Consider the following 25,810-nt stretch of genomic DNA (forward strand, 5'->3'; position numbering starts at 1 on the left):
GAAGCGTCAAAGGATCCTGTTGAACCACAGCAGCGACAGCCCCGCCGACAACAGCGCCAGCGCGGCCGCGGCCATCGCCATCAGCGCCGAGATCTCGGTCTCCTTCTTCTCCACCGTCAGCTTGGAGCTGAGCGTCTCGTAGACCTTCTTCAGGTCCTGCGCCGTTCCGGCGTAGAAGTACTCGGCCTGGGTCTTCTGCGCGATCGCCTTGAGCGTCTCTTCGTCGAGGCGCACGCGCATGGACCAGCCTTCGAAGCCGATGGTTTCGCCGTCCACCGTGCCGATGCCCACCGTGTAGACGCGCACGCCGCGGTCGGCGGCCATCTTGGCGGCTTCGAGAGGGTCCACGCCCGTGGTGCGCTGGCCGTCGGTCAGCATGATGATCGCGGCCGAGCTGTACGAACCCGGAGCGACGGGAGTGAACTCCTTTTTCTCCTTCTTGTCGGCATCGATGGCGAAGCCACGCTGCCGCTCGCGGCCGCTGCCCTGCATGGCCGCGAGTTCGATGCCCTGGTCGGGGAACAGCGTGGCCAGGGAGATGACGATGGCGTTGCCGGTGGCCGTGGCGCGCTGCAGCTGGAAGCGGTCGATCGCGGTGATCAGGTCGTCCCGGTTCACCGTCGGCAGCTGGGCCACTTGCGCCGAACCGGCGAAGGCGACGATGCCGACCTTCACATGACGCGGCAGGTCGCCGATGAAGGACTTGGCGGCGTTCTGGGCCGCAACCAGGCGGTTGGGCTGCACGTCCGCGGCGCGCATGCTGCCCGACACGTCCATGGCCAGGATGATGGTCTGCTGGTTCGACGGCAGCGTCACGACCGCATGCGGCCGCGCTGCCGCCAGCAGCATCGCCGTCATGGCCAGCAGGAAGAGCACGGGCGGGATGTGGCGCTTGATGCTCTGGCCGGCGCCCATCGCTTCCTTCACGATCGACAGCGACGCGTAGCGCACCGCCATCTTCTTCTTGCGGCGCAGCAGCCAGACATACGTCACCACCAGCAGCGGCAGGGCCAGCAGCAGCCAGAGGAATTCGGGCCAGAGGAAATGCATCGGACCTCCCGTCATTCGCTAAACGGAGTTCGCATCGCGCACGGCGTGCGATCGACCGGGACATGCAAGCGGCCACCGCGGAACCGGCTTTGCTGGGCCGCTGGTGGCGCCCCCTTGAGGGGGAGGCGGCCGAAGGCCGCTTCGGGGGTGGGCGTGTTCATCAGGCGGCGTGTTTGAGGTGCGCCGGCATCCCGCCGCCGGCCGAGAGGCGGGTGCGGCGCTTGCGCATTTCGGTGAAGCGGATCACCGCGTCGACCAGGTCGGCGTCGGTGGAAAGCTCGAGCGCGTCGACGCCGGCCTGCATCAGCGCCTGCCGCAGGTCGGCTTCGCGCTGGGCGGCGATGCGGGCGAAGCGCTTGCGGAAGCCCGCGTCGTGCGTGTCCACCAGCACCTGCTCGCCGGTCTCCGCGTCGCGCAGCGTCAGCAGGCCCAGGTCCGGCAGCTGCAGCTCCAGCGGATCGAGCACCCGCACGGCCACCACCTCATGGCGCTGGGCCAGCAGCGCGAGCGCGCGCTCCCAGCCCGGCTCGCTGATGAAGTCGGACACGACGAACACCGTGGAGCGGCGCCTGATCAGGCCGGCGGCCGAATCGAGCAGGTCGCGCAGCCGCGTCGGACCGCCCTCCTTGATGCTGGGGCGGTCTTGCAGCGTGTGCAGCAGGTGCAGCACATGGCGGCGGCCGCCGCGGGTCGGGATCACCGTGTCCACGCCGGAGCCGTAGAGCATCGCGCCGATGCGGTTGCCGTGTCGGGTGAGCATGCGCGCCAGCACGGCCACGAACTCGGCCGAGACATTGCGCTTGCGCTGCTCGCCCGAACCGAAGTCGACCGACGGGCTCAGGTCCATCAGGAACCACGCGGCCATCTCGCGGTCCTCGGTGAAGACGCGGACGTGCGGCGTGTCGGTGCGGGCGGTGACGTTCCAGTCGATGTGGCGCACGTCGTCGTGGTGCTGGTACTCGCGCAGGTCGGCCAGGTCCAGCCCCGCACCGCGCATCAGCGTGCGGTAGTCGCCTTGCAGCAAGCCATCGAGCCGGCGGATGACCGTCCACTCGAGGCGCTTGAGCACGCGCTCGGCGGCGCCGCCCGGCGCGGGCGCCGGTTCGGCAACGGGCTGGGGCGCCGCAGGCGCCCTACGCAGCCAGTTTTTCATGTTCGAGCGGGCGGGCCGGCGCCGGAATCCTGGCCATGATCTGCCCGATCACGGCATCGGCGTTCATGCCTTCGGACAGGGCCTCGTACGACAGCACCAGGCGGTGGCGCAGCACGTCGCTCACCAGGTCGGTCATGTCCTCGGGCAAGGCGTAGGTGCGTCCCCGGAGCATGGCCAGAGCACGCGCGCCCTCGGTCAGGCTGATGGTGCCGCGCGGACTGGCGCCGAAGGTGATGAAGCGGCGCAGCTCCTTCATGCCGTGCCGCTCCGGGTTGCGCGTGGCGGACACCAGCTTCACCGCGTACTGCACCAGCGACGGATCGACGTACACGCGGCGGCACTCGTGCTGCAGCGTCGCCAGCTGCTCCGTGGTGGCCACGGGCGACACGTCCACCGCGGGGCCGGTGACGCGCTCGACGATCACGTACTCCTCCTCGTCGGTGGGGTAGTCGACCAGCACCTTCATCATGAAGCGGTCCACCTGCGCTTCCGGCAGCGGATAGGTGCCCTCGGTCTCGATCGGGTTCTGCGTCGCCATCACCAGGAACGGGCTGGGCACCTTGTGCGTCTCGCCGGCGATCGTGACCTGGCGCTCCTGCATCACTTCGAGCAGCGCGCTCTGCACCTTGGCGGGGGCGCGGTTGATTTCGTCGGCGAGCAGCAGGTTGGTGAACACCGGGCCGAGCGAGGTGCTGAAGTCGCCGTTCTTCTGGTTGTAGATGCGCGTGCCCACCAGGTCGGCCGGCACCAGGTCGGGCGTGAACTGGATGCGCTTGAAGTGGCCGCGCACCGTGCTGGCCAGCGTCTTGACTGTCAGCGTCTTGGCCAGTCCCGGCACGCCTTCCACCAGCAGGTGGCCCTGGGCGAGCATGGCGACCATCACGCGTTCGAGGAAGCGGTCCTGCCCGACCACGATGCGCTTGACCTCATAGAGGATCTGCTCCATGAGCTTGGCAGTGGCGGTGTCCTGGCGCGTCGTGGAATCCATTGCAGGCGTGCTTTCTCTGTTGGATGGAGGAAGGGGCGGACGGGATGAAAGGCGCAATTGCCGCTCAGAAGGGCGGCAGGCCGGCGGCCTGCGCGGCGTTCTCGATGGGTACGGCGAAACCGATGCCGAGGAAGGTGCGCGCCGGGGTGGGATTGAGGATGGCGGTGACGATGCCGACCACTTCGCCATCCATCGTGACCAGCGGGCCACCGGAATTGCCGGGGTTGGCGGCCGCATCGAACTGGATGAGGTTGCTCATCTCCTGCTTGCCCTCCGGCGAGCGGAACGAGCGCTTCAGGCCGGAGATCACGCCGCCGGAAGCGGAAGGCCCGATGCCGAACGGGAAGCCGACGGCCAGCACTTTGTCGCCCGGTCCCAGGTCGCCGGTGGACCGCATGGTGGCCGCGATCATGTCGTCGGGGATCTTCGCGGCCTGCAGCACCGCGAGATCGTTCTCGGCCTGCACGCCGGTGATCGTGGCCGACGCCTCCAGGCCGTCGTGGAACGTCACCTTGATGCTGTCCGCGCCGGAGACCACGTGCAGGTTGGTCAGGATGATTCCCTTGTCCACGATCACCACGCCCGTGCCGACGCCGGCTTCGATTTCTTCCTCGTCACCCGAGGCGGAGGGCCGCTCGACCTTGTTCGCGGGATCGATCGCTTCGGGCTTGGCCTTGGGCGTGCGCTGCGGCAGCCGGCTTGGCGGCTCTTCCTTCAGCCGGCTCTTCTTCACGTAGCTCACGACGCGCACGACCGATGGCCGCACGTTCTCGTATGCCTTGGCGTACTCGGAGGGCAACTGCTGGGTTTCAAGCGTCTTGAGCACCGCCGCGTTGATGTCCTTCTGCGTGATGCGCTGCTGGCCCGGCCGCAGGTTGAGCGTGAGGCTGGCGGCCAGCATCGCAGCGAGCAGCGCGATGGCCGCCCACATCATGGCTGGGCTGGAGAGATTGAAACGGCGCTTGCGGGCCGGTGCTGCGGGTTGGGGGGCGGAAGGGGTTGCCGCCTCGGGTGCTTCCTGCGCTGCGGCTCGAGCCGGGTGCGCAGGAGCCGGACGGCTGGAGCTGTAGAGAGCTGGCCTGCGCATCGGATCACCTTGTCCACAACGAAGGGTTCGCTTCAAGAACCCTGGAAAGCGAGAGCACACGGTATCACGGTTTGCTGCGCGGTGCACGATTGCGGCCGGGCCCTCCGGAGGGGATCGGGCATGATCCGCGCGATGTCAGCGCTCGTCGATACGCACTGCCACCTCGACGCTCCCGAGTTCGCTCGCGATGCCACGGATGTGCGTCAGCGCGCGCGGCGTGCGGGTGTCGTGCACTGCCTGATTCCGGCGGTTCACACGGCTGCGTTTGACGCGGTGCGGACCCTCGCGCACCAGGGCGGCGACAGCTATGCGCTGGGCATCCATCCGCTGTTCACGCCGCAAGCGTCGCAAGAGGACCTCGAGACGCTCGATGGCGCGCTCACCGAACACGCGAACGATCCGCGACTGGTCGCGGTCGGCGAGATCGGGCTCGACTATTTCGTGCCGGGCCTGGACGCGGACAAGCAGGAGTTCTTCTATCGCCAGCAGCTGCGCATCGCGCGCCGTCATGGGCTTCCGGTTGTGCTGCACGTGCGAAGGTCGGCGGACCGGCTGCTGAGGCATCTGCGGGAGGTGTCCGTGCAAGGCATCGCGCATGCGTTCAACGGCAGCGAGCAACAGGCGCACGAATTCATCGCGCTCGGATTCAAGCTCGGCTTTGGGGGCGCGGTCACGTATGACAGGGCGCTTCAGTTGCGCCGACTCGCGGCGGGATTGCCTCTTTCGGCTCTCGTGCTGGAGACGGACGCACCGGACATTCCGCCGCACTGGCTCTACCGGACGGCGCAGGAGAGGGCGCAAGGCTTGCCCCAAGGGCGCAATGAGCCGGGGGAGCTGGCGCGTATTGCAGAGGTGGTCGCGGGCCTGCGAGGCATTGCGGTTGAAGAGCTGGCGGAGGCGACGACGCAAAATGCCCAGGACGTGGTTCCACGGCTGGCGGCGCTGCTTGCGGATGGGCCCGTTCGTTGCGCTGCGGATAATCCGCCGCCGTGAGCGCCCGCCCGACCCCGCTGCCTGAAGTCAACTTCTCCGACCACGGCGACATCCGCTACCTGCATCTCGGAACCGAATGGGTCCAGGGGTCGATGCGCCTGGACGATCCCTTCTCGATCCACCTCGAATACGTGCAGCGCATGATGGCCTGGCTGCTGTTCGTCGATCCTGCGTCCGTCTCGAAGCGGCACGCGATGCAGCTCGGTCTGGGCGCCGCGGGCCTGACCAAGTTCTGTCACCGCCACCTGCGGATGAAGACGACCGCCATCGAGCTCAACCCGCAGGTGATCGCCGCCTGCCGCCTGTGGTTCAAGCTTCCGCGCGACGACAGCCGCCTGTCCGTGATCCTCGGCGATGCCGCGGAAGTCGCGGCGCACGAGCACTGGCGCGGCGCGATCGACGCGCTGCAGGTCGACCTGTACGACCACGAGGCCGCGGCCCCGGTCCTGGACAGCCAGGCCTTCTATGCGGATTGCCGTCGGCTGCTCACCGAGGATGGCTGCATGACGGTCAACCTGTTCGGCCGGTCCTCCAGCTATGAGCGGAGCCTGGCTCGCATCTGCTCCGCCTTCGGGCCCGATGCGGTCTGGTCGTTCCGGCCGACGCGGGAAGGCAACACGATCGTGCTCGCATTGCGCACGCCGCAGCTGCCGACGCGCGCGGAACTGATGGAGCGCGCCTACACCATCCAGCAGCGGTGGGAGCTGCCCGCGGTCAAGTGGCTGCGCGTGCTCAAGAGTGTGGAATGATGGCGCCATGAGCCCTAGCGCCCGACCGAAGCCCTCCGCTCGCACCGAATTCCACGGTCCGCTGGACTGGCGCAGCATGGTCGAGTGGCTGAGCGAGGACGGCGTCATCTCGGGCGAGGAAGCCGCCCGCACCATCGCCCGCTGCTCGCAGGCCGAGAGCTCGCAGCATCCGCTCGTGCGCCTCGCGGCCGTGTCGATGACGAGGGCCAGCGACGGCAAGCCGCTGGACATCGAGGCGCTCACGCAATACCTCGCCCAGCGCGCCGGCATGGAATACCTGCGCATCGACCCGCTCAAGGTGGACGTCGGCCGCGTCTCCGACACGATGAGCGCGGGCTACGCGGAGCGGCACCGCGTGCTCCCGGTGCAGGTGACGGGTTCCGAGGTGGTGGTCGCCACGGCCGAACCCTTCACCACCGACTGGGTCGCCGAGGTCGAGCGGCAGGCCAAGCGCGCGGTGCGTCGCGTGGTGGCCAACCCGCAGGACATCCATCGCTACACGGCGGAGTTCTTCGCGCTGGCCAAGTCGGTGCGCGCGGCGCAGCGTACCGGAGGCGGCAGCGGCGCCGCGAGCTTCGAGCAGCTGGTGGAGCTGGGGCGCAGCAACAAGCAGCTGGACGCCAACGACCAGGGCGTGGTGCAGGTCGTCGACTGGCTGTGGCAATACGCCTTCGACCAGCGCGCGAGCGACATCCACCTGGAGCCGCGGCGGGAGCAGGGGGTGATCCGGTTCCGCATCGACGGCGTGCTGCACCCGGTCTACCAGATGCCGATGGGCGTGCTCAACGCCATGACGGCGCGCATCAAGCTGCTCGGCCGCATGGACGTGGTGGAGAAGCGCCGCCCGCAGGACGGCCGCATCAAGACGCGCAACCCGCGCGGTGACGAGGTGGAGATGCGCCTGTCGACGCTGCCCACCGCCTTCGGCGAGAAGATGGTGATGCGCATCTTCGATCCCGACACCGCCGTCAAGGACCTCGACGCGCTCGGCTTCACCCAGCACGACGCGCAGCGCTGGGAGGCGCTGGTGCGCCGGCCGCACGGGATCATCCTGGTGACCGGCCCGACCGGTTCGGGCAAGACGACGACGCTCTACTCCACGCTCAAGCGCGTGGCCACCGAGGAGGTCAACGTCAGCACGGTGGAGGACCCGATCGAGATGATCGAGCCCGCCTTCAACCAGACGCAGGTGCAGACGCAGCTGGACTTCGGCTTCTCGGAAGGCCTGCGCGCGCTGATGCGGCAGGACCCGGACATCATCATGGTGGGCGAGATCCGCGACATCCAGACGGCCGAGATGGCGGTGCAGGCCGCGCTCACCGGCCACCTGGTGTTCTCGACCTTGCACACCAACGACGCGCCCTCGGCCATCTCCCGCCTGATGGAACTCGGCGTCCCCGCGTATCTGATCAACGCCACCGTGCTGGGCGTGCTGGCCCAGCGGCTGGTGCGCACGCTGTGCAGGCAATGCCGCCAGCCCGACAGCGCCTCCAGCCGGGAAGCGGTGGAGGAGGTGGTCCGTCCCTGGAAGCTCACCGGCGGCTGGCGGCCCTACCGCCCGGTGGGCTGCGTGGACTGCCGCATGACGGGATTCATGGGACGCATGGGCCTGTACGAACTGCTGACCGTCGGCGAAGGCTTCAAGGACAAGGTGTCACGCGAGCCTTCCATGGAGGCCCTGCGCCGGCAGGGCATCCAGGACGGGATGCGTCCGCTGCGCCTGGCCGGCGCGCTGCGGGTCGCGGAGGGCCTCACCACCCTGGAAGAGGTGCTGACCGCCACGCCCCCGCTGGACTGAGCCGTCCACCCGCCGGGCTGCGGCTGGGTCAAGTGTGTATAGGTGTAATCCACAACGAAGCAGGGACTGGCGGTCGGGACAATCCAGCCCTTTGGCATCGCCTTTCAGGAGAAGAAACTTGAGAATCAAGAGCCAGAAAGACTTCGTGGCCGGCCTGATGTTCGCGATCGTGGGCGCCGGCTTCGCACTCGGAGCGACCAACTACACCATCGGCGAAGGCGCCCGCATGGGCCCCGGCTACTTCCCCCTCATGCTGGGCATCCTGCTGGCCATCATCGGGGCGATCGTGGTCTTCGAGTCCCTCGTCGTCGAGACCGAGGACGGGGAGAAGATCGGCAGCATCGCCTGGAAGCCGCTGCTGTTCATCATTGGCTCGAACATCGTCTTCGGCATTTGCATCGGCGGCCTTCCCAAGCTCGGCATCCCCTCGCTCGGCCTGATCGTGGGCATCTACGCCCTGACGTTCATCGCCAGCATGGCGGGCGAGGAGCACAAGGCCAAGGAAGTGATCGTGCTTGCCACCGTGCTCGCCATCCTCAGCTACGTCGCCTTCATCGTGCTGCTGAACCTGCAGTTCCCGGTGTGGCCCGCCTTCCTGACACGTTGATAGGACGCCCGCCATGGATCTCCTGACCAATCTCGCGCTGGGCTTCGGCGTCGCCTTCACGCCCATCAACCTGCTGTATTGCTTCATCGGCGTCGTGCTGGGCACCGCCATCGGCGTGCTGCCCGGCATCGGCCCGGTGGCCACCATCGCGATGCTGCTGCCGGCCACCTACGCGCTGCCGCCGGTGTCGGCGCTGATCATGCTGGCCGGCATCTATTACGGCGCGGCCTACGGCGGCTCCACCACCGCCATCTTGGTCAACCTGCCGGGCGAATCGTCCTCGGTGGTCACGATCATCGACGGCTACCAGATGGCGCGCCAGGGCCGCGCCGGGCCGGCGCTCGCGGCCGCCGGCATCGGCTCGTTCTTCGCCGGCTCGGTCGCCACGCTCATCCTGGCGGCCTTCGCCGCACCGCTGACCGAGGTCGCCTTCAAGTTCGGCCCCGCCGAATACTTCTCGCTGATGGTGCTGGGCCTGATCGGCGCGGTGGTGCTGGCGTCCGGCTCGCTGATCAAGGCGGTCGCCATGATCCTGCTGGGCCTGCTGCTGGGCCTGATCGGCACGGACGTGAACTCCGGCGTGGCGCGCTATTCCTTCGACATCCCGGAACTGACCGACGGCCTGGGCTTCATCGTGATCGCCATGGGCGTGTTCGGCTACGGGGAGATCATCTCCAACCTGGGCAAGCATGCCGACGAGCGCCAGGTCTTCACGGCCAAGGTGAGTGGCCTGTTCCCGACAAAGGAGGACTTCAAGCGCATGGCGCCCGCGATCCTGCGCGGCACCGCGCTGGGGTCCATGCTGGGCATCCTGCCCGGCGGCGGCGCGCTGCTGTCGGCCTTCGCGGCGTACACGATCGAGAAGAAGACCAAGCTCAAGCCGGGCGAGCTGCCGTTCGGCCGGGGCAACATCCGCGGCGTGGCGGCGCCCGAGGCGGCCAACAACGCCGGTTCGCAGACTTCGTTCATCCCGCTGCTCACGCTGGGCATCCCGCCCAACGCCGTGATGGCGCTGATGGTCGGCGCCATGACCATCCACAACATCCAGCCGGGGCCGCAGGTGATGACCAGCAACCCGCAGCTGTTCTGGGGCCTGATCGCCTCGATGTGGATCGGCAACGCCATGCTGGTGATCCTGAACCTGCCGCTGATCGGCATCTGGATCAAGCTGCTGACGGTGCCCTACCGCTGGCTGTTCCCGTCGATCGTGCTGTTCTGCGCCATCGGCGTCTACTCCACGAACAACAACACCTGGGACATCTGGATGGTGGCGATCTTCGGCGTGATCGGCTACCTCTTCATCAAGCTCGGCGCCGAGCCGGCGCCCCTGCTGCTGGGCTTCATCCTGGGCCCGATGATGGAGGAGAACCTGCGCCGCGCGCTGCTGCTCTCGCGGGGCGACTGGTCGGTGTTCGTCAGCCGCCCGCTCTCGGCCGGCCTGCTGGGCGCCGCCCTGCTGCTGCTGATCATCGTGCTGCTGCCCTCGGTCAAGAAGCAGCGCGAGGACGTGTTCCACGAGGAAGAGGCCTGAGCGGCGCTCACCTGAAAACACTTCGTGTTTTCCAGGTGGTTCTGAACAGTTGATGATGGACCGGCGAAGCCGGATCCGTCATCAAGAGGTGTCCGCGCTGCATGTTTTTCCGCGCGGACCGTTCGACCTGAGGTCGTGGTAGGCGGCCCGCACGATCCGCCACCGATGCGCACCAACACCGGCCTTGAAAGCCCGGCGTCCGCGGCTTCTGCACCGCGTCTCCTGCCAGGGCTGGCCTTTGCCGTCGCCGGCGCCATCACGTTCAGCGGCAAGGCCATCATCGTCAAGCTCGCCTACCGCTACGGGGTGGATGCGGTCACGCTGATCATGCTGCGCATGCTGTTCGCGCTGCCGTTCTTCGCGGCGATGGCGTGGTGGGCCAGCCGCGGCAGGCCGCGCCTGCAGCCGCGCGACTGGCTTGGCGTGGTGGGGCTGGGCATCAGCGGCTACTACGTCTCCAGCTTCCTCGACTTCGTCGGGCTGCAGTACGTGACGGCATCGCTGGAGCGGCTGATCCTGTACCTCACGCCGACGCTGGTGCTGCTGCTCGGCTGGCTGCTGCACCGCAAGCCGTTCACCCGCACGCAGCTGGCCGGCATGGGCATCAGCTACGCGGGCGTGCTGCTGGTGTTCGGGCACGAGCTCGGGCTGCAAGGCGAGGGCACCTTGTTCGGCGCCACCCTGATCTTCATCAGCGCCGTAACGTACGCGATCTACCTGGTCTGCAGCGGCCAGCTGGTGCAGCGGCTTGGATCCCTGCGGCTGGTGGGGCTGGCGACATCCGTAGCGTGCCTGTGCTGCATCGTGCAATTCCTGCTGCTGCGGCCCGTCGGCGCGGCGCTTTCGGTGGCGCCGCAGGTGGTGTGGCTGTCCTTGCTCAACGCCACGCTGTGCACGGCCGTGCCTGTGCTGCTGGTGATGATGGCCATCGAACGCATCGGCCCCGCGCTGTCGGCGCAGACGGGCATGGTCGGGCCGCTGTCCACCATCGCGATGGGCGCGCTCATCCTGGGCGAACCGTTCACGGGCTGGATCGTCGTGGGCACGGCCCTGGTGATCGCGGGCATCTTCGTCTTCACGCGCAGCGGCCGCTGACGGCCGCGCCGCGCGCCGACCGTATCATCCGGCGCTTCACCGTTAGCAGGACGTCGCCATGGATCTGGGCATTTCGGGCAAGTGGGCGCTGGTGTGCGGCGCCAGCAAGGGACTGGGCTTCGGCTGCGCGCAGGCGCTTTCGCGCGAAGGCGTGAACGTGGTGATCGTCGCGCGAGGCCTGCCGGCGCTGCAGGAAGCGGCGGCGCGCCTTCAGGCCGACCCGCAGCGGCCGCAAGCCGCGAAAGTGGAATTCGTGGCGGCCGACATCACCAGCGCCGAAGGACGCGCCGCTGTGTTCACGCACCGCAAGGACTACGACATCGTCGTGACGAATGCCGGCGGGCCTCCGCCGGGGAGCTTCCGCGACTGGGACCGCCAGGCGTGGATCGACGCGCTCGACGCCAACATGCTCACGCCCATCGAGCTGATCAAGGCCACGGTCGACGGCATGGCGGCGCGCGGCTTCGGCCGCATCGTCAACATCACTTCGAGCGCGGTGAAGGCGCCGCTGGCGCTGCTGGGCCTGTCGAACGGCGCGCGCAGCGGCCTCACGGGCTTCGTCGCGGGCGTTGCGCGCATGACGGACGTGGCATCCCGCAACGTCACCATCAACAACCTGCTGCCCGGCCCGTTCGACACCGACCGCCTGCGCAAGACCATGACGGAGGCCGCGCGCAAGGCGGGCCAGACGCTGGAGCAGGCGATGGATGCGAGGCGAAAGCTCGGCCCCGCGCAGCGCTTCGGAACGCCCGAGGAGTTCGGCGCGATCTGCGCCTTCCTGTGCAGCCAGCACGCGGGGTACATCGTGGGGCAGAACATCCTCGCGGACGGCGGCACCTACCCCGGCACCTACTGAGCGGACCTGGGCGGATCGCGGTCAGGCGGCCGCGATACCGGCGCCCGTTCCGTTGCGGCGACGCGCGGCCACGAAAGGCGAGTTGGCGGCGCTTTCAGGACTGATCGCGGCCATGTACGACTGCAGCGTGTCCTGGATGTGCAGCGCCAGGGCCTGCTGCGCCTCGGCGGGCGCTGCGTCCGCGATCAGGCGCACGATCGCGGCGTGGTTCTCCTGGCAGTGCCCGACCCGCTCGTTCTCCTCCGGCAGGCGCGCGCGCATGGCGGCGATCTTGGAGGAGATCAGCTGGTAGGCCTGCTTGAGATACGAGTTCTCGCAGTGATCGACGATGACCTGGTGGAACGACTGGTCGAGTGACGGGATCGCACGCCAGTCGCCGGCTTCGTGGGCCCGCGCCATCTGTGCCACGTTGGCCTGCAGCGCCGCAACGAGTTCGGCCCGGCGCTCGCGCATCGCGCCGGCGAGCGCCGCGACCTCCACGAACTCGCGGAAGCGGCAGATCTCCTCGACCTCGCGCGTTGAAAGCGAGAACACGAAGGTGCCGCGCTGCGGCTGGATGTCGATCAGGCCGTCCACGCGCAGCCGCAGCAGCGCCTCCCGCACGGGCGTCTTACTGATGCCGAGTTGCGCGGCGAGCGAAGCCTCGGAGAGCTGCTCGCCCAGCCCGATCTGGCCGCTCACGATGAGCTGCCGGATGCTGTCGTGAGCAAGGTCCGTCAGGGACTTGGGGCGTTCCAGAAACCGCTGCATGAGAGTCGGGCGTTGATCTCCACTTGGGCTGCCGAGGATAAGGGCAGCGACACCGCTTCAGGGTTAACCAGCATCGCGAATCTGAGATATTAGATACGATACACCGCTTCCCTGCCGCACACAACTGGAGACAGCCCTTGGACGCACCGGTCCTGACCGCGCCGCCGAACCGGTGGGAGCAGCGGTTCATCGCGGCCAACAAGGCGGTACTGGTGGTGCTTCTCGCACTCATGTCCGTGCTGGTGATCCTGAATGTGATCACCCGCTACGCCTTCTCCTACTCCTTCACCTGGGTGGAGGAAGTCACCCGCTACATGATGATCTGGGCCACCTTCCTGGGAGCCGGACTGGCGCTTCGGGTCGGTGGGCACATTGCCATCGACACCCTGCCGAATGCCTTGCCGGCCGGGCCGGCCCGATGGGTGCGGTCGCTGATCGTCGCAGTGATCGCCGCATCGCTGCTGGCCGTGATCTGGCTCGGCATCGAGTACGCGGAGTTCGGCTGGGAGCAGGAGACACCGGTGCTCAACTGGTCCTTTGGCAAGGTCTACCTGGCCATTCCCGTGGGCGCCGCGCTCATGCTCGTGCACCTGTTCTTCGTCGCCCCGCGCTGGATCCGCTCCGGCGAGTGGGAGCGGATCGAAGGCTTCGACCCGCAAGCCCTTTAGGAGCGAAAGCCCGTGAGCGCCGTCCTGGGGGGAGTGTTCGTCGGCCTGATGGTGCTGGGTGCGCCGATCGCCTTCGCCATGCTGGTCGCCGGCTTCGTGGCCGTGTGGGTCAAGCCGGGCCTGAGTGCGCTGGTGGTGATCCAGAACCTGTTCAGCGGACTGGACAGCTTCCCGCTGATGGCCATCCCGTTCTTCATCCTGGCGGCGGAGCTGATGTCGGGCGGCGCTCTCACCGACGTGCTGCTGCACTTCGCGGCGCGCCTGGTGGGGCGGCACCGGGGCGGCCTCGGCCACGCCAACATCCTGACCCTCACCTTCTTTTCGGGCATCAGCGGCTCGGCGCTGGCCGATGCGGCCGGCCCCGGCGCGATGCTGATCCGGATGATGAAGAAGGCCGGCTACAGCGACGCGTACGCGGCGGCGCTCACCGCATCGACCGCCATCGTCGGCCCGATCATCCCGCCCTCGATCATCATGATCATCTACGCCCTGACGGACAACAGCGTCACCGTCACGGGCCTGTTCCTCGCGGGCATCGTCCCCGGCGTGTTGATCGCACTCTCGCTCGCCGTGGTGAACCACATCGTCAGTGCGAAGCGCAACTACCGCAGCGCGCCCGAGGAGACGCTGCCGCTCACCCGCCTGTTCGTGCGCGCGCTGCCCGCGCTGCTGCTGCCCTTCATCATCCTTGGCGGCATCCATTCCGGCGTCTTCACGCCCACGGAAGCTTCGGCCGCCGCCGTGCTGTACGCGTTGCTGGTCGGCCGTTTCGTGTACGGCACGCTGCAGTGGAGCATGCTGCCCGCCATCCTGTTCCGCACCGCGCTGATGACGTCGTCCGTGCTCTTCATCGTCGCCACCTCGGCGGTGTTCGCCTGGGTGCTGACGGTGGGGCAGATCCCGCAGACGGTGGCCGGCTGGATCGCAGGCATGCAGCTCTCGCCCACCATGCTGCTGCTCGCGATCAACGTGCTGCTGCTGGTCGTCGGCATCTTCATCGAGCCCCTGCCCGGCGTGATGATCATGGTGCCGATCCTCGCGCCGCTGGCCGACGCGGCCGGCCTGAATCCGCTGCACTTCGCGATCGTGGTGATCGTCAACCTGACCTTGGGGATGATCACGCCGCCCGTGGGCGGGCTGCTCTTCGTCACCTCCATCGTCTCGGGCGTCCAGATGGGCCCGATGGTTCGCGAGGCGCGGCCCATGCTGGTCGCACTGTTGATCGTGCTGGCGCTTCTCACTTTCTTCCCCGTGCTGTCGACCTGGCTGCCGGGCCTGCTGGGCTACAGGAACTGAGCCCGTCCACGTTTTTTTCGAAGGAGACCCCACCATGACGACACGTCGAATCTCCCTGCTCGCCCTGGCGGCGGCGCTCTGCGCCGGTGCCGCGAGCTTTCCGGCCCACGCGCAGAAGGTGATGAAGTACGCCCACTTCCAGCCGGGCAAGAGCGACCAGCCCAAGCACGCCGCGGCGGTCGCATTCAAGGAGCACGTGGAGAAGTCCACCAACGGCTCGGTGAAGGTGGAGATCTACCCGGCCGGCCAGCTGGGGACCGCGCAGCAGATGATGGAAGGCCTGCGCCTGGGCTCCATCGAGATGGCGGTGGTGCACGACGGCGGCATCCCCGGCGTCTACAAGACGTTCAACATCTTCGGCCTGCCCTTCGTGTTCGACAACCACGACCACGCCTACCGCGTGCTGGACGGCCAGTTCGGCAAGGAACTCGCCGAGGACATGCGCAAGAAGACCGGCATCCGCCTGATGGCCTATGCGGACAACGGCATCCGCCACTTCACCAACAGCAAGCGCGCGATCAAGAGCCCCGAGGACATGAAGGGCCTGAAGATGCGCGTGCAGCCCAGCCCGGTGTTCGTCAAGCTGGTCGAGTCGCTCGGCGCCAGCCCCACCGCGATCGATTGGGGTGAGCTGCCCGCCGCGCTCGCGCAAGGCACCGCCGACGGCCAGGAGAACGGCGTGACCAACATCCTCGCGGCCAGCCTCTACCAGCACCAGAAGCACGTCACGCTGGACGGCCACGTCTACAGCCTGCATGCCTACCTGGTCAGCGACCGCTTCTACAACGGCCTGTCCGCCACGGAGAAGAAGGCCGTGGACGAGGGCGTGGAGAAGGCCAAGAAGATCCACCGCGACATGACGCGCGAGCAGGACCTCTCGGCCAAGAAGGTGCTGGCCGAGAAGGGCATGACCGTCACCGAGCTCAGCGCCGCCGAGATCGACAAGTTCCGCCAGGCCTCGCAGCCGGCCGTGCGCAAATACCTTGAGGCGGACGTCAGCAAGGAGTGGACCGAGAAGCTCCTGGCCGCCGCGAACGGCAGCCGCAAGCAGTGACGCGAAGCACATGAAGGACATCATCGAAGGACTGCGCGAGGTCGCCGTCGCCTCCGTCGCCGACGCCGTGGACAAGGTCTGCGGCAAGCGTGGCTACATGGACGAGTGCATCAAGCCGCGCATCAACGACAAGCGCGTGGTCGGCCCCGCCGCCACCGTGCTGGAAGCGGCAACCGACGAGTTCCTGCCGCCGCAGCATGCGCTGGACCTGATCGACGAAGCGCCGGCCGGCAGCGTCATCGTCATCGCGATCCAGGGCGGTGAACCGGACGTGGCCGTCTGGGGCGGCCTGATGACGGCGGGCGCGTTCGCCAACGAGCACGCCGGCGCCATCCTCGACGGCGGCGTGCGCGACCTGGCGGAGATCCGCCGCGACTACGACTTTCCCGTCTTCGCGCGCTCGGTGAGCCCCGGCACCACGCTCGGCCGCTACAAGACCGTGGCTTCGCAGGTGCCCGTGGAAGTGGGCGGCGTGATCGTCCATCCGGGCGACATCATCGTGGCCGACATCGACGGCGTGGTCGTCGTGCCGAAGGACAAGGCCAAGGAAGTGCTGGCCATGTCGCGCGAGATCGACCAGCGCGAACTCGAGCAGGCCAAGCTGATCGTGGCCGAGAAATCGCTGCGCAAGGGCCTGGCCAAGTACGGGCGGATCTGAGCGCATGGCGCAGCAGGCTGCTCCGGTGGACGTGCTCGCCCTTGGCGAGGCGATGGTGGAGTTCAACCAGACCGGCGAAGGCGGCGGGCGGCTCTACCTCCAGGGCTTCGGCGGCGACACGTCCAACTTCGCCATCGCCGCGGCGCGCCAGGGGGCGCGGGCGGGTTTCGTGTCCGCGCTGGGCAGCGACGAGCACGGACGCACGCTGCGCGCGCTGTGGGACCGCGAGCGCGTGGACCACTCCGGCGTGCGCACCGATCCCTCCGCGTACACCGCCGTTTACTTCGTCACGCACGACGAGCGCGGCCACCACTTCGACTTCATGCGCGCCGGTTCGGCCGCGAGCCGCATGCAGCCGGCCGACCTGCCGCGCGACAGCATCGCGGCGGCGCGCGTGCTGCACCTTTCCGGCATCAGCCTCGCCATCTCGGCGTCGGCCTGCGACACCGCTTATGCGGCGATCGACATCGCGCGGAACGCCGGCGTGCAGGTCTCCTTCGACACCAACCTGCGCCTGAAGCTCTGGGGCGTGGACCGCGCCCGCGCCGTGATGACGGATGTCATGAAGCGCTGCGACATCTGCCTGCCCAGCCTGGACGACGTCGCGGCCATCAGCGGCCTGCGCGATCCCGACGCGCTGGTCGACTGGTGCCTCGGGCTGGGCGCGAAGATCGTGGCCTTGAAGCTCGGGCATGAAGGCGCCGTGGTCGCCGATGCGCATCAGCGGCACCGCATCGCGCCGCACCCGTGCAAGGTCGTGGACGCCACCGGAGCGGGCGACACGTTCGGCGGCGCATTCATTGCGCGCCTGCTGGCGGGCGACGCCCTGCCAACGGCGGGGCGTTATGCATCCGTGGCGGCGGCGCTGTCCACCGAAGGCTATGGCGCGGTGGAACCGATCCCGACCGCCGATCGCGTGCGTGCGGCCATGGAGGCGCGATGAGCGACGCGGCGAGCGGCGCGCAGCCGCAGGTGTTTCGCGATGACGTCTTCGCGGGCCGGCAGGTGCTGGTGGTGGGCGGCACCTCGGGCATCGGCTCGGGCATCGCCGCGGGGTTCCTGCGCTGCGGCGCGCGCGTGCGCGTGACCGGCTCGTCGCCGCAGGACGTGGAAGCCGCCGCGCAGGACGCCACGCTCGCCGGCGCAGAGCGCGCGGTACTCGATGTCCGCGATGAGGCAGCGGTCGTCCGCTGCATCGGCGAACTGCCGCGCCTGGATGTGCTGGTGAACTGCGCCGGCATCCTGCGCCGCGGCATGGAGCAGGACCCCAAGGTGTTTGCGGAGGTGGTCGACATCAACCTCAATGGGACGATGCGCACCTGCGCCGCCGCGCGCGACAAGCTGCGCGAGAGCGCGGGCGCCATCATCAACACGGCGTCCATGCTGAGCTTCTTCGGCGGCCCGCTGGTGCCCGGCTACTCGGCCAGCAAGGGTGGCGTGGCGCAGCTCACGAAGTCTCTGGCGATCGCGTATGCCGCGGACCGCATCCGCGTCAACGCCATCGCCCCGGGCTGGATCGCAACGCGGCTCACCGAAGCGCTGCAGGCCGACCCGGCGCGCAGCGACCCGATCCTGGCGCGCACGCCGCTGGGCCGCTGGGGCCGGCCGGAGGACATCGCCGGCGCGGTGCTGTTCCTGGCGTCACCCGCGGCCGCGTTCGTCACCGGCATCGTCCTGCCCGTCGACGGCGGATATCTCGTCAGCTGACGTCATACAAAAAAGGCGAGCCACATGATCACGCAGCTTCCCGGCATCCGGCCGGAGATCGCGCAGCAGGCCATTCCCGAGGACGAGCGTGTGTGGGTGCCGCAGGCGCCCGACGTGTGGTTCCGGCCGCTGCTGCTGAACACCGTCACCGGCAGCTGGTGCAACCTGCTGCGGGTGCGCAAGTCCGGGGTGCTGTCGCGGCACATCCATCCGTCGTGGGTGACCGGCCTGGTGCTCAAGGGCAGCTGGCGCTACCTGGAACATGACTGGATCGCGCACGAGGGCGCGTTCGTCTATGAGCCGCCGGGCGAGATCCACACGCTGGTGGTGGACCAGGCGAGCGGTGGCGCGCAGGAGATGATCACCTTCTTCAACATCCACGGCGCCATGGTCTACGTCGACGAACAAGGACAGGTCACCGGGTACGAGGACGTGTTCACCAAGATCGAGATGTGCCGCAAGCACTACGAGGCCTGCGGCCTCGGCGGCGCGCTCGTCGACCAGTACGTGCGCTGAGCGTCGCGCGGCAATCGCTCAGGCGGTCTTGCGCGAAGACACCACGATCCCGCCGACGATCAGCAAGAAGGCGACGGCGTGGTACGCGCTCGGCAGTTCGCCGAGGAAAGCCGCCGACAGCACGGCCGCGAACAGCGGCGACAGGTTCGAGAAGAACCCGGCGATGTTGGGTCCGACGCGCTGCACGCCCAGGCCCCAGCTGCGGTAGGCCAGGATCGCGGGACCGAGCGCGATGTAGGCCAGGGCCAGGATCGTCGGCCAGCCCCACTCGATGTGCTGCGGCGCGGACAGCCACTCGGCGCCCGCGAACAGGCCCGACCAGCCGAGGCCGAACACCAGCTGCGCCATCAGGAACAGGGTCCAGTTGCCGCGGATCTCGGGCGGGTCTCCGGGCCGCACCAGCAGCCAGCTGTAGAACGTCCAGGACGCGGTGGCCAGCAGGATGAAGATGTCGCCCGGCACCAGCCGCACCTGCAGCAGCACGTCCCAGTCGCCGCGGCTGAGGACCACCAGCACGCCCGTGATCGACAGCGCCGCGCCCGTCACCTGGCGCATCGTGATGCGCTGGCCGAAGAACATCGCGCCGATCGCCAGCATCCAGGCCGGCATGCTGGCGCCCACCAGCGTCACGTTCAGCGGCGTCGACGTCGTCAGCGCCAGGTACTGCAGCGCGTTGTAGCAGCCCACTCCCAGCAGCCCGAGCAGGAGGAAGCGTCGCCAGTGCGGCCACAGCGAGCTGCCGGGCTTGAGCAACTGCGCGGCGAACGGCAGCAGCAGCACGAACGCGATCGCCCAGCGCAGGAAATTCAGTGTCATCGGCGGCACCGAGCCGGCCATCACGCGGCCGACCACCGCGTTGCCGGCCCACAGCAGCGGCGGCAGGACCAGCAGGCCGACCGTGCCCGGCGTCAGGCGTTGTTGCATGGGCAGCGACTGTAGCGGCAAGCGGCGGCGCGCCCGGCGAGGCGATTCGATTCATGGCAGGATGGCGCGCCTTTGTCCAACGCAAGAGGAGAACAGCGATGAGCCGTGCCGTCCGCATCGAACAGACCGGTGGACCCGAGCAACTGAAACTGGTCGACGTGTCCGTCGGCGAGCCCGGTCCGGGGCAGATCCGCATTCGCCACAAGGCCGTGGGCCTGAACTTCATCGACGTCTACCACCGCACCGGCCTGTACTCGCTGCCGCTGCCGCTGCAGATCGGCATGGAGGCCAGCGGCATCGTGGAAGCCGTCGGCCCCGGCGTCACGCACCTCAAGCCCGGCGACCGCGCCGCCTATGCCAGCCAGCCGCCCGGCAGCTATTGCGAGGTGCGCGTGATGCCGGCGATGACGGTGTGCAAGCTGCCGGATGCGATCGACTTCGATACCGGCGCGGCCATGATGCTCAAGGGCCTCACCGCCCAGTACCTGCTCAAGCGCACGCAGCCGCAGGGCGGCCTGAAGCCCGGCGACCATGTCCTCTTCCATGCCGCCGCCGGGGGCGTGGGCCTCATCGCCTGCCAGTGGGCGAAGGTGCTGGGCTTGCAGCTGATCGGCACGGCCGGCTCCGACGAGAAGTGCAAGCTGGCCAAGGAGCACGGCGCGGCCCATGTCATCAACTACGCGAAGGAAGACTTCAAGGAGCGCGTCAAGGAGATCACCGGCGGCAAGGGCGTGAAGGTGGTGTACGACTCGGTGGGCAAGGACACCTGGGACAAGTCGCTCGATTGCCTGCAGCCGCTCGGCCTGATGGCCAGCTTCGGCAACGCGTCCGGTCCGGTGCCCCCGTTCGCGCCCGGCATCCTGGGCGCCAAGGGTTCGCTGTACGTGACGCGCCAGACGCTGTTCACCCACATTGCCACCCGCGAGAACACGCAGTCGATGGCCGATGAGCTGTTCGAGGTGGTCGCGTCCGGCAAGGTGAAGATCCGCATCGACCAGCGCTATCCGCTCGAACAGGTGCAGCAGGCGCACCGGGACCTGGAGGCTCGCAAGACCACGGGGTCCACCATCCTGACCCTGTGAGCACAGGCGCGGGAGCGGCCTGGGCCTGCCTCCCGCAGTGCTCCGCGCCGCTCGTGTGTGAATACGCGCTGACCGCGCTTTCCTACAGCCGCTTGGCCCTCCTGCTTGCACCTTGCGACATTGCGGTTGGGTAGATTGCCCCGATCGAGTGAGATTTGCCGCAGGTGCAGGGCGCCGCGGCCTAGCGGAGCACTGCCTTATGGCGCTGAGAGCCTACATCGTCGAGGACAGCCCGACGATTCGAGACAACCTGATCGAAACGCTGGAGGAACTGGCCGAGGTCCAGCCGGTCGGCCTCGCGGAGACCGAGCAGGAGGCGCGGCGCTGGTTCAGCCAGAACGCCGACGGCTGGGACGTCGCTGTGGTGGACCTGTTCCTGCGCCAAGGCACCGGCCTTCGCGTGGTGGAGGCGCTGCGTTCGCGCCGGCACGGCCAGAAGGTGATCGTGCTGAGCAACCACGCCACCTCGGACATGCGGCGCCGCTGCGCGCAGCTGGGCGCGGATGCCGTGTTCGACAAGTCCACCGAGATCGACGCGCTGCTGGACTACTGCGTCAAGGCGCGCGGCGAGCTTGAAGCGGCCTGAGCCGTTCGGCCTCAGGCCGAACGCAGGTGCCAGGCCTTGGGCCGGGTGAAGGTCTGGATCCCGTAGCTCGACAGCGTGAGGCCGACGCCTGAATCGCCGACGCCGCTCCACGGCAGGCGCGGGCTGACCCGGTCGCAGCAGTTCCAGTAGACGCTGCCCGCGCGCAATTGCGACAGCAGGCGCTTGGCGCGGGTCTCGTCGCGCGTGTAGACGCCGGCGGTGAGACCGTAGCGCGTGTCGTTCATCAGGCGCACCGCTTCTTCGTCGCCCGACACTTTCTGGATGCCGATCACGGGACCGAAGCTTTCCTCGCGCATGAGCTCCATGCGGTGATCGACGTCGGCGAGCACGGTCGCTTCGAACCAGTTGCCCGGGCCCGGCTTGCGGTGGCCGCCCGTGAGCAGCCGGGCGCCCTTGACCACGGCGTCGTCGACCTGCGACTGCAGCACCTCGAGCTGCGGAGCGCGCGTGATGGCGCCGATGTAGGTGTCATCCGCCATCGGGTCGCCGAGGCGATAGCCGTTCACAGTGTCGACGAAGGCCTGGACGAACTCGTCGTGCACTTTGTCGTGCACGTAGATGCGTTCGACCGAGCAGCAGCTCTGGCCCGTGTTGTACATGGCGCCATCCGCCAGCGATTCCGCGGCGGCGCGCACATCGACGTCGTCGCAGACGTAGCTCGGGTCCTTGCCGCCCAGCTCCAGCTGCAGCTTGATGAAGCGGCCCTGCACGGCCTGCGCGATGCGGCGGCCCGTGGCGTGCGAGCCGGTGAAGAACACGCCGTCGACGGGCTGCGCGAGCAGGGCCGATCCCACCGGCCCCGCACCGACGAGGCAGGCCACGACGTCCTTGGGCACGCCGGCCTCGTGCAGCAACCGCGTGATCTCCAGCCCTGTCATCGCCGCGTATTCCGACGGCTTGTAGAGCACCGAGTTGCCGGTCAGCAGAGCCGGCAGGATCACGTTGCAGCCCACGAACCAGGGGTAGTTCCAGGCCGAGATGTTGGCGACGACGCCCAGCGGCTCATGCTGGATGACCTCTCGCGTGCCGGCCTCGTCGAACACCTGCTCGGGCGCGATGACGGGCTCGACCATGCCGAGGAAGAAGTCGATCCGCGGCAGGAGTCCGGTGAGTTCATTGCGCGACATGCGGATCGGCTTGCCGGTTTCGCGCGTCATGGTCGCGGCCAGCGAATTGGTCTCGCGCACGACGGCGCCGCGGAATCGCTCGATGCAGGCCTTGCGTTCGGCCAGCGGCGTCGCGGCCCAGGCTGGCTGCGACGCGCGCGCGGCGGTGTACCTGGCCTGCACCGAAGCTTCGTCGTCGGCGGGCAGTTCGGTGATCAGTTCGCCGGTGGCCGGGTTGTGGACGGGCAGGCGGTTCATCTTGTTCTGCGCGCCTCGCGGGCGGCGTCGAGGAAGTCGCGCAGCAGCGGCGTGTCGTCCACCACGCCCAGCCGCGGGAAGTGGAACTCGGGATGCCATTGCACGGCGGCCACCCACGCGTCGCCGGTGTGGCGGATCGCTTCGATCACGCCGTCGTCCGGCGAAGTGGCTTCCACCACGAAGCCGGGCGCCAGGTCCTTGATGCCCTGGTGGTGCACGCTGTTGATCTTGTGGCGCGGCTCGCCGAGCAGCCTTGCGAGCTTCGAGCCCGGGATGATGTCGACCTCGTGGAAGTTCAGGTCGTACGCCTCGGTATCGCGGTGGGTGTGTGCGCCGGGCTTCTGCGTCGCGATGTCCTGGTACAGCGTGCCGCCGTGCGCCACGTTGATCAGCTGCAATCCGCGGCAGATGCCGAACACCGGCTTGCCGGCCGCCTCGAAGGCGCGCACCAGCGCGATGTCGTACTCGTCACGCGCGCGGTCGCCGGCCCACTCGGGACGCAGCGGCTCCTCACCGTAGCTGCCGGGCCAGACGTCGGCGCCGCCGTGCATCACCAGTCCATCGAGCCAGCGCGCGTAGTCGTCCAGGCCCACGTCGCCGCGCGCCGTGTCGCCGAAAGGCGAGGGCACCATCACCGGCAACGCGCCGAGCGACATCACCCAGTGCGCGGTGGACTGCTCGATCCAGAGCAGCGTCTTGCTGGGCGCCGCCTTGCGTGCCGCATCCGGATGGAAGAAGCAGGCGCTGATGCCGATCTTGGGCCGGTCGTCCATGGGATCAGAGCGCAGCCTGGAACAGCCGCTCGAAGTCGGCCGGCGTGACGGGCCGCGGATTGGTCTGGTGGCAGATGTCCTTGGATGCGACTTCGACCAGTCGCGGGATCTGCTCCTTCTTCACGCCATGCGAAGCGAGCGTGCCGGTGATGCCGATCTGCTGCTTGAGGTGCCCCAGCCAGCGCACCAGGCCGGGCCCGCCGCCGCCCAGGCGGCAGACATGCGCGAGCTCCTCGAACTTGTCGGTCGCCGCCTCGATGTTCCAGGCCAGCACCGTCTCGATCATCAGCGCGTTGGCCAGGCCGTGGTGCAGGTCGCACACGGCGCCCAGCGCATGCGCACACGCGTGCACCGCGCCCAGATCTTTCTGGAAGGCGATCGCGCCCATCATCGAGGCCATCATCATGTCGCTGCGCGCGGCGATGTTGGCGGGCTCGCGGACCGCGGTGACGAGCGACCGCGCGGCGATGCGCGTGCCTTCGAGCGCGATGCCGTCGCACAGGGGGTGGTACGCGGGCGAGAGATAGCTCTCGATGTTGTGCGTGAGTGCGTCCATGCCGGTGGCGGCAGTGACGTGCGGCGGCAGGGCGAGCGTCAGCTCGGGATCGGCGAACACCTGGCGCGCCAGGATCTTCGGGCTGAAGACCACGCGCTTGAGGTGCGTGTCCTCTTCGCTGATCACGGCCGAGCGGCCGACCTCCGATCCGGTGCCCGCCGTGGTGGGCAGCGCGACGAAGTAGGGCAGCGCCTTAGCGATGGGACGCACCTGCGGGTGGTCCCAGGCGTACTCGATGATGTCGCCCTCGTGCGTGGCCGCGATGCCCACCACCTTGGCAACGTCCAGCGCGGCGCCGCCGCCGAAGCCGATGACGCAATCGGCGCCATGCGCGCGGAAGGCCTTCGCGCCCTCCATCGCCTGGCGTGCCGTGGGATTTCCCGCCACGCCGGCGTACACCGCAACGTCCAGGCCCTGCAGGTGCGACCTGAACTCGGCCAGCACGGGCAACGCTGCGAGGGCCTTGTCGGTGACGATGAGCGGGCGCGTGAGACCTTGCGCGCGCAAGTGCTCGGCGACTTCCTTGCGGGCGCCCGGCCCGAATCGGATCGCCGTGGGAAAGGAGAAGCTGGACAAGGCCATGGCTCAGATGATCTCGAAGTAGCGCTTCAATTCCCAGTCGGTCACCGCATCCTGCCACTGGCGCCATTCCCACTCGCGGGTCGCGGCGAAGTGATCGACGAAGGTGTCGCCCAGCCAGTCGCGCGCGATGGCCGACTCGCGAAAGATGCGTGTGGTCTCGATCAAGGTGCGCGGTGCCCGCGGGACGTTCTCGCCGCCCTGGTTGGTACCGGTGATCGGCGGCGCGGTGAGTTTCAATCCTTTCTCGACGCCGTGCATGCCGGCCGCGATGACGGCCGCCATCGCGAGATAGGGATTCACGTCGGCGCCAGGGCAGCGCGTCTCCAGCCGCGTCGCCTTGGGCGAGCCGGCGATCACGCGGAAGCTCGCGGTGCGGTTGTCCATGCCCCACGTCGGCTTGACCGGCGCCCAGAAGCCGTCGACCAGGCGCTTGTAGCTGTTGATCGTGGGCCAGAGCATCGGCCCGAACTCCATCATGCAGGCCACCTGCCCGGCGAGGTAGCTCTCGAACAGCGGGCTCATCCTGCGCGCCGAGTTCGCGTCGTAGAACAGGTTGGCCTTGCCGTCCGACAGGCTCTGGTGGATGTGGCCGCTGCAGCCGGGGTACCTGGGGCTCCACTTGGCCATGAAGCTGGGCATGATGCCGAAGCGCTTGCCGATCTCCCGCGCGCCGGTCTTGAACAGGATCGAGCGGTCGGCCTGCTCCAGCGCCGGCGAGAAGGCGATGGCCACCTCGTAGACGCCAGGACCGGTCTCCGTGTGCAGTCCTTCGATCGGCACGTTGAAGGCCAGCATCTCGTCCATCAGCGCATTGAAGAAGCCGGGGTTGTCGGCCATCCGCAGCACCGAGTAGCCAAACATGCCGGGCGTGATCGGCTCGGGCGGGATGCCCTGTTTGGCGGCCCAGGTGTGGATCGTCTCGCGGAAGTTGAACCACTCGAATTCCATGCCGGCCATCACCGCATAGCCGAGCTTCTCGGTGCGCGCGAGCACGCGCTTGAGGAGCTGGCGCGGGCACACCGGATGCGGCGAGCCGTCGGGATTGACGAACTCGCCCAGGAAGAACGGCACGCCGTTGTCCCATGGGACATTGCGCGCAGTGCCGAGGTCCAGGCGCGCCAGCGCGTCTGGAAAGCCGTGCTGCCATCCGGTCACCTGCGTGTTGTCGTAGGTGACGTCGTGCATGTCCCAGCCGAACACCACGTCGCAGAAGCCGAAGCCGCCTTCGGTCGCGCCCTCGAACTTGTCGATGTGCAGGTACTTGCCGCGCAGCACGCCGTCGATGTCGCTGACCGCGACCTTGACCTTGTTGGCGCCGCTCTTCTTGACTGCGGCGAGGGCGGGATGGATGTTGGAACTGGCCATG

26 protein-coding genes are annotated in these 25,810 nt (G+C 68.3%); 16 read left to right on the forward strand and 10 right to left on the reverse strand.

The window, feature by feature from the left end; all coding sequences use genetic code 11:
- Positions 1–6: 6 nt before the first annotated feature.
- The 4 genes from EZ313_RS12420 to EZ313_RS12435 all read right to left on the reverse strand — a co-directional run bounded on the left by EZ313_RS12420 (position 7) and on the right by EZ313_RS12435 (position 4,278).
- Entirely contained in the window at positions 7–1,050 is a 1,044-nt protein-coding gene (locus EZ313_RS12420) for a VWA domain-containing protein (protein ID WP_135263448.1), read from the reverse strand.
- Between the two features lie 160 nt (positions 1,051–1,210).
- Positions 1,211–2,203 carry a DUF58 domain-containing protein gene (locus EZ313_RS12425; RefSeq protein WP_135263449.1) on the reverse strand — a complete coding sequence of 331 codons (993 nt, stop codon included), beginning with the start codon at positions 2,201–2,203 and terminating at the stop codon, positions 1,211–1,213.
- Complete coding sequence (locus EZ313_RS12430; protein WP_135263450.1) at positions 2,184–3,191, reverse strand: AAA family ATPase; 1,008 nt, start codon at positions 3,189–3,191, stop codon at positions 2,184–2,186. The genes EZ313_RS12425 and EZ313_RS12430 overlap by 20 nt, the downstream gene beginning before the upstream one ends.
- A 64-nt stretch (positions 3,192–3,255) precedes the next feature.
- Positions 3,256–4,278, reverse strand: coding sequence for a S1C family serine protease (locus tag EZ313_RS12435; RefSeq protein ID WP_135263451.1), 1,023 nt, complete (start codon positions 4,276–4,278; stop codon positions 3,256–3,258).
- Between the two features lie 132 nt (positions 4,279–4,410).
- Between EZ313_RS12435 and EZ313_RS12440 the strand changes: the two genes are divergently transcribed.
- The 7 genes from EZ313_RS12440 to EZ313_RS12470 all read left to right on the forward strand — a co-directional run bounded on the left by EZ313_RS12440 (position 4,411) and on the right by EZ313_RS12470 (position 11,907).
- The gene (locus EZ313_RS12440) at positions 4,411–5,271 is read left to right on the forward strand and encodes a TatD family hydrolase (protein ID WP_135263661.1); all 861 of its coding nucleotides are present in this window, start codon (positions 4,411–4,413) and stop codon (positions 5,269–5,271) included.
- The gene (locus EZ313_RS12445; RefSeq protein WP_135263452.1) at positions 5,268–6,020 is read left to right on the forward strand and encodes a class I SAM-dependent methyltransferase; all 753 of its coding nucleotides are present in this window, start codon (positions 5,268–5,270) and stop codon (positions 6,018–6,020) included. Before EZ313_RS12440 ends, EZ313_RS12445 begins: the two co-directional genes overlap by 4 nt.
- Before the next feature lie 7 nt (positions 6,021–6,027).
- Positions 6,028–7,818 (forward strand): type IV pilus assembly ATPase TfpB, encoded by a 1,791-nt coding sequence (tfpB, locus tag EZ313_RS12450; protein WP_135263453.1) that lies wholly within the window; start codon positions 6,028–6,030, stop codon positions 7,816–7,818.
- 118 nt (positions 7,819–7,936) lie between these two features.
- Entirely contained in the window at positions 7,937–8,425 is a 489-nt protein-coding gene (locus tag EZ313_RS12455) for a tripartite tricarboxylate transporter TctB family protein (protein ID WP_135263454.1), read from the forward strand.
- Positions 8,426–8,438: 13 nt separating this feature from the next.
- Positions 8,439–9,956, forward strand: coding sequence for a tripartite tricarboxylate transporter permease (locus EZ313_RS12460; protein ID WP_135263455.1), 1,518 nt, complete (start codon positions 8,439–8,441; stop codon positions 9,954–9,956).
- A gap of 165 nt (positions 9,957–10,121) precedes the next feature.
- Entirely contained in the window at positions 10,122–11,051 is a 930-nt protein-coding gene (locus tag EZ313_RS12465) for a DMT family transporter (RefSeq protein ID WP_135263456.1), read from the forward strand.
- A gap of 58 nt (positions 11,052–11,109) precedes the next feature.
- Positions 11,110–11,907, forward strand: a complete 798-nt coding sequence (locus EZ313_RS12470; protein ID WP_135263457.1) for an SDR family oxidoreductase — start codon at positions 11,110–11,112, stop codon at positions 11,905–11,907.
- Positions 11,908–11,928: 21 nt separating this feature from the next.
- Here EZ313_RS12470 and EZ313_RS12475 read toward each other — a convergent pair whose 3' ends face one another.
- Complete coding sequence (locus tag EZ313_RS12475; RefSeq protein ID WP_135263458.1) at positions 11,929–12,657, reverse strand: GntR family transcriptional regulator; 729 nt, start codon at positions 12,655–12,657, stop codon at positions 11,929–11,931.
- A gap of 137 nt (positions 12,658–12,794) precedes the next feature.
- Between EZ313_RS12475 and EZ313_RS12480 the strand changes: the two genes are divergently transcribed.
- From EZ313_RS12480 to EZ313_RS12510, 7 genes are read left to right on the forward strand one after another with little or no spacing between them, the layout of a single operon-like run.
- Positions 12,795–13,325 (forward strand): TRAP transporter small permease, encoded by a 531-nt coding sequence (locus EZ313_RS12480; RefSeq protein WP_240788597.1) that lies wholly within the window; start codon positions 12,795–12,797, stop codon positions 13,323–13,325.
- A 12-nt stretch (positions 13,326–13,337) separates the two neighbouring features.
- On the forward strand, positions 13,338–14,621 hold the full coding sequence (locus EZ313_RS12485) for a TRAP transporter large permease (RefSeq protein ID WP_276606955.1): 1,284 nt from the start codon (positions 13,338–13,340) through the stop codon (positions 14,619–14,621).
- A 34-nt stretch (positions 14,622–14,655) separates the two neighbouring features.
- On the forward strand, positions 14,656–15,675 hold the full coding sequence (locus EZ313_RS12490) for a TRAP transporter substrate-binding protein (RefSeq protein WP_135263460.1): 1,020 nt from the start codon (positions 14,656–14,658) through the stop codon (positions 15,673–15,675).
- 10 nt (positions 15,676–15,685) lie between these two features.
- Positions 15,686–16,333, forward strand: a complete 648-nt coding sequence (locus EZ313_RS12495; protein WP_135263461.1) for an RraA family protein — start codon at positions 15,686–15,688, stop codon at positions 16,331–16,333.
- A 4-nt stretch (positions 16,334–16,337) separates the two neighbouring features.
- Entirely contained in the window at positions 16,338–17,276 is a 939-nt protein-coding gene (locus EZ313_RS12500; RefSeq protein WP_135263462.1) for a sugar kinase, read from the forward strand.
- Positions 17,273–18,040 (forward strand): SDR family NAD(P)-dependent oxidoreductase, encoded by a 768-nt coding sequence (locus EZ313_RS12505; RefSeq protein WP_135263464.1) that lies wholly within the window; start codon positions 17,273–17,275, stop codon positions 18,038–18,040. Before EZ313_RS12500 ends, EZ313_RS12505 begins: the two co-directional genes overlap by 4 nt.
- A 24-nt stretch (positions 18,041–18,064) precedes the next feature.
- Positions 18,065–18,556 carry a 2,4'-dihydroxyacetophenone dioxygenase family protein gene (locus tag EZ313_RS12510; RefSeq protein WP_135263465.1) on the forward strand — a complete coding sequence of 164 codons (492 nt, stop codon included), beginning with the start codon at positions 18,065–18,067 and terminating at the stop codon, positions 18,554–18,556.
- Between the two features lie 18 nt (positions 18,557–18,574).
- Here the strand turns inward: EZ313_RS12510 and EZ313_RS12515 are convergent, their stop codons facing one another.
- Positions 18,575–19,480, reverse strand: coding sequence for a DMT family transporter (locus EZ313_RS12515; protein WP_135263467.1), 906 nt, complete (start codon positions 19,478–19,480; stop codon positions 18,575–18,577).
- Between the two features lie 98 nt (positions 19,481–19,578).
- Between EZ313_RS12515 and EZ313_RS12520 the strand changes: the two genes are divergently transcribed.
- Positions 19,579–20,562 (forward strand): quinone oxidoreductase family protein, encoded by a 984-nt coding sequence (locus tag EZ313_RS12520; RefSeq protein WP_135263469.1) that lies wholly within the window; start codon positions 19,579–19,581, stop codon positions 20,560–20,562.
- Positions 20,563–20,761: 199 nt separating this feature from the next.
- Positions 20,762–21,148 carry a response regulator gene (locus tag EZ313_RS12525; protein ID WP_135263470.1) on the forward strand — a complete coding sequence of 129 codons (387 nt, stop codon included), beginning with the start codon at positions 20,762–20,764 and terminating at the stop codon, positions 21,146–21,148.
- 11 nt (positions 21,149–21,159) lie between these two features.
- Here the strand turns inward: EZ313_RS12525 and EZ313_RS12530 are convergent, their stop codons facing one another.
- From EZ313_RS12530 to EZ313_RS12545, 4 genes are read right to left on the reverse strand one after another with little or no spacing between them, the layout of a single operon-like run.
- Entirely contained in the window at positions 21,160–22,533 is a 1,374-nt protein-coding gene (locus tag EZ313_RS12530; protein ID WP_135263472.1) for an aldehyde dehydrogenase family protein, read from the reverse strand.
- Positions 22,530–23,306, reverse strand: coding sequence for a gamma-glutamyl-gamma-aminobutyrate hydrolase family protein (locus EZ313_RS12535; protein WP_135263473.1), 777 nt, complete (start codon positions 23,304–23,306; stop codon positions 22,530–22,532). Before EZ313_RS12535 ends, EZ313_RS12530 begins: the two co-directional genes overlap by 4 nt.
- Before the next feature lie 4 nt (positions 23,307–23,310).
- Positions 23,311–24,444, reverse strand: coding sequence for an iron-containing alcohol dehydrogenase (locus EZ313_RS12540; RefSeq protein WP_135263475.1), 1,134 nt, complete (start codon positions 24,442–24,444; stop codon positions 23,311–23,313).
- 3 nt (positions 24,445–24,447) lie between these two features.
- On the reverse strand, positions 24,448–25,809 hold the full coding sequence (locus EZ313_RS12545) for a glutamine synthetase family protein (RefSeq protein ID WP_135263476.1): 1,362 nt from the start codon (positions 25,807–25,809) through the stop codon (positions 24,448–24,450).
- Position 25,810 lies beyond the last annotated feature (1 nt).

Source organism: Ramlibacter henchirensis (genome assembly GCF_004682015.1).
Taxonomy (GTDB): Bacteria; Pseudomonadota; Gammaproteobacteria; order Burkholderiales; family Burkholderiaceae_C; genus Ramlibacter; species Ramlibacter henchirensis.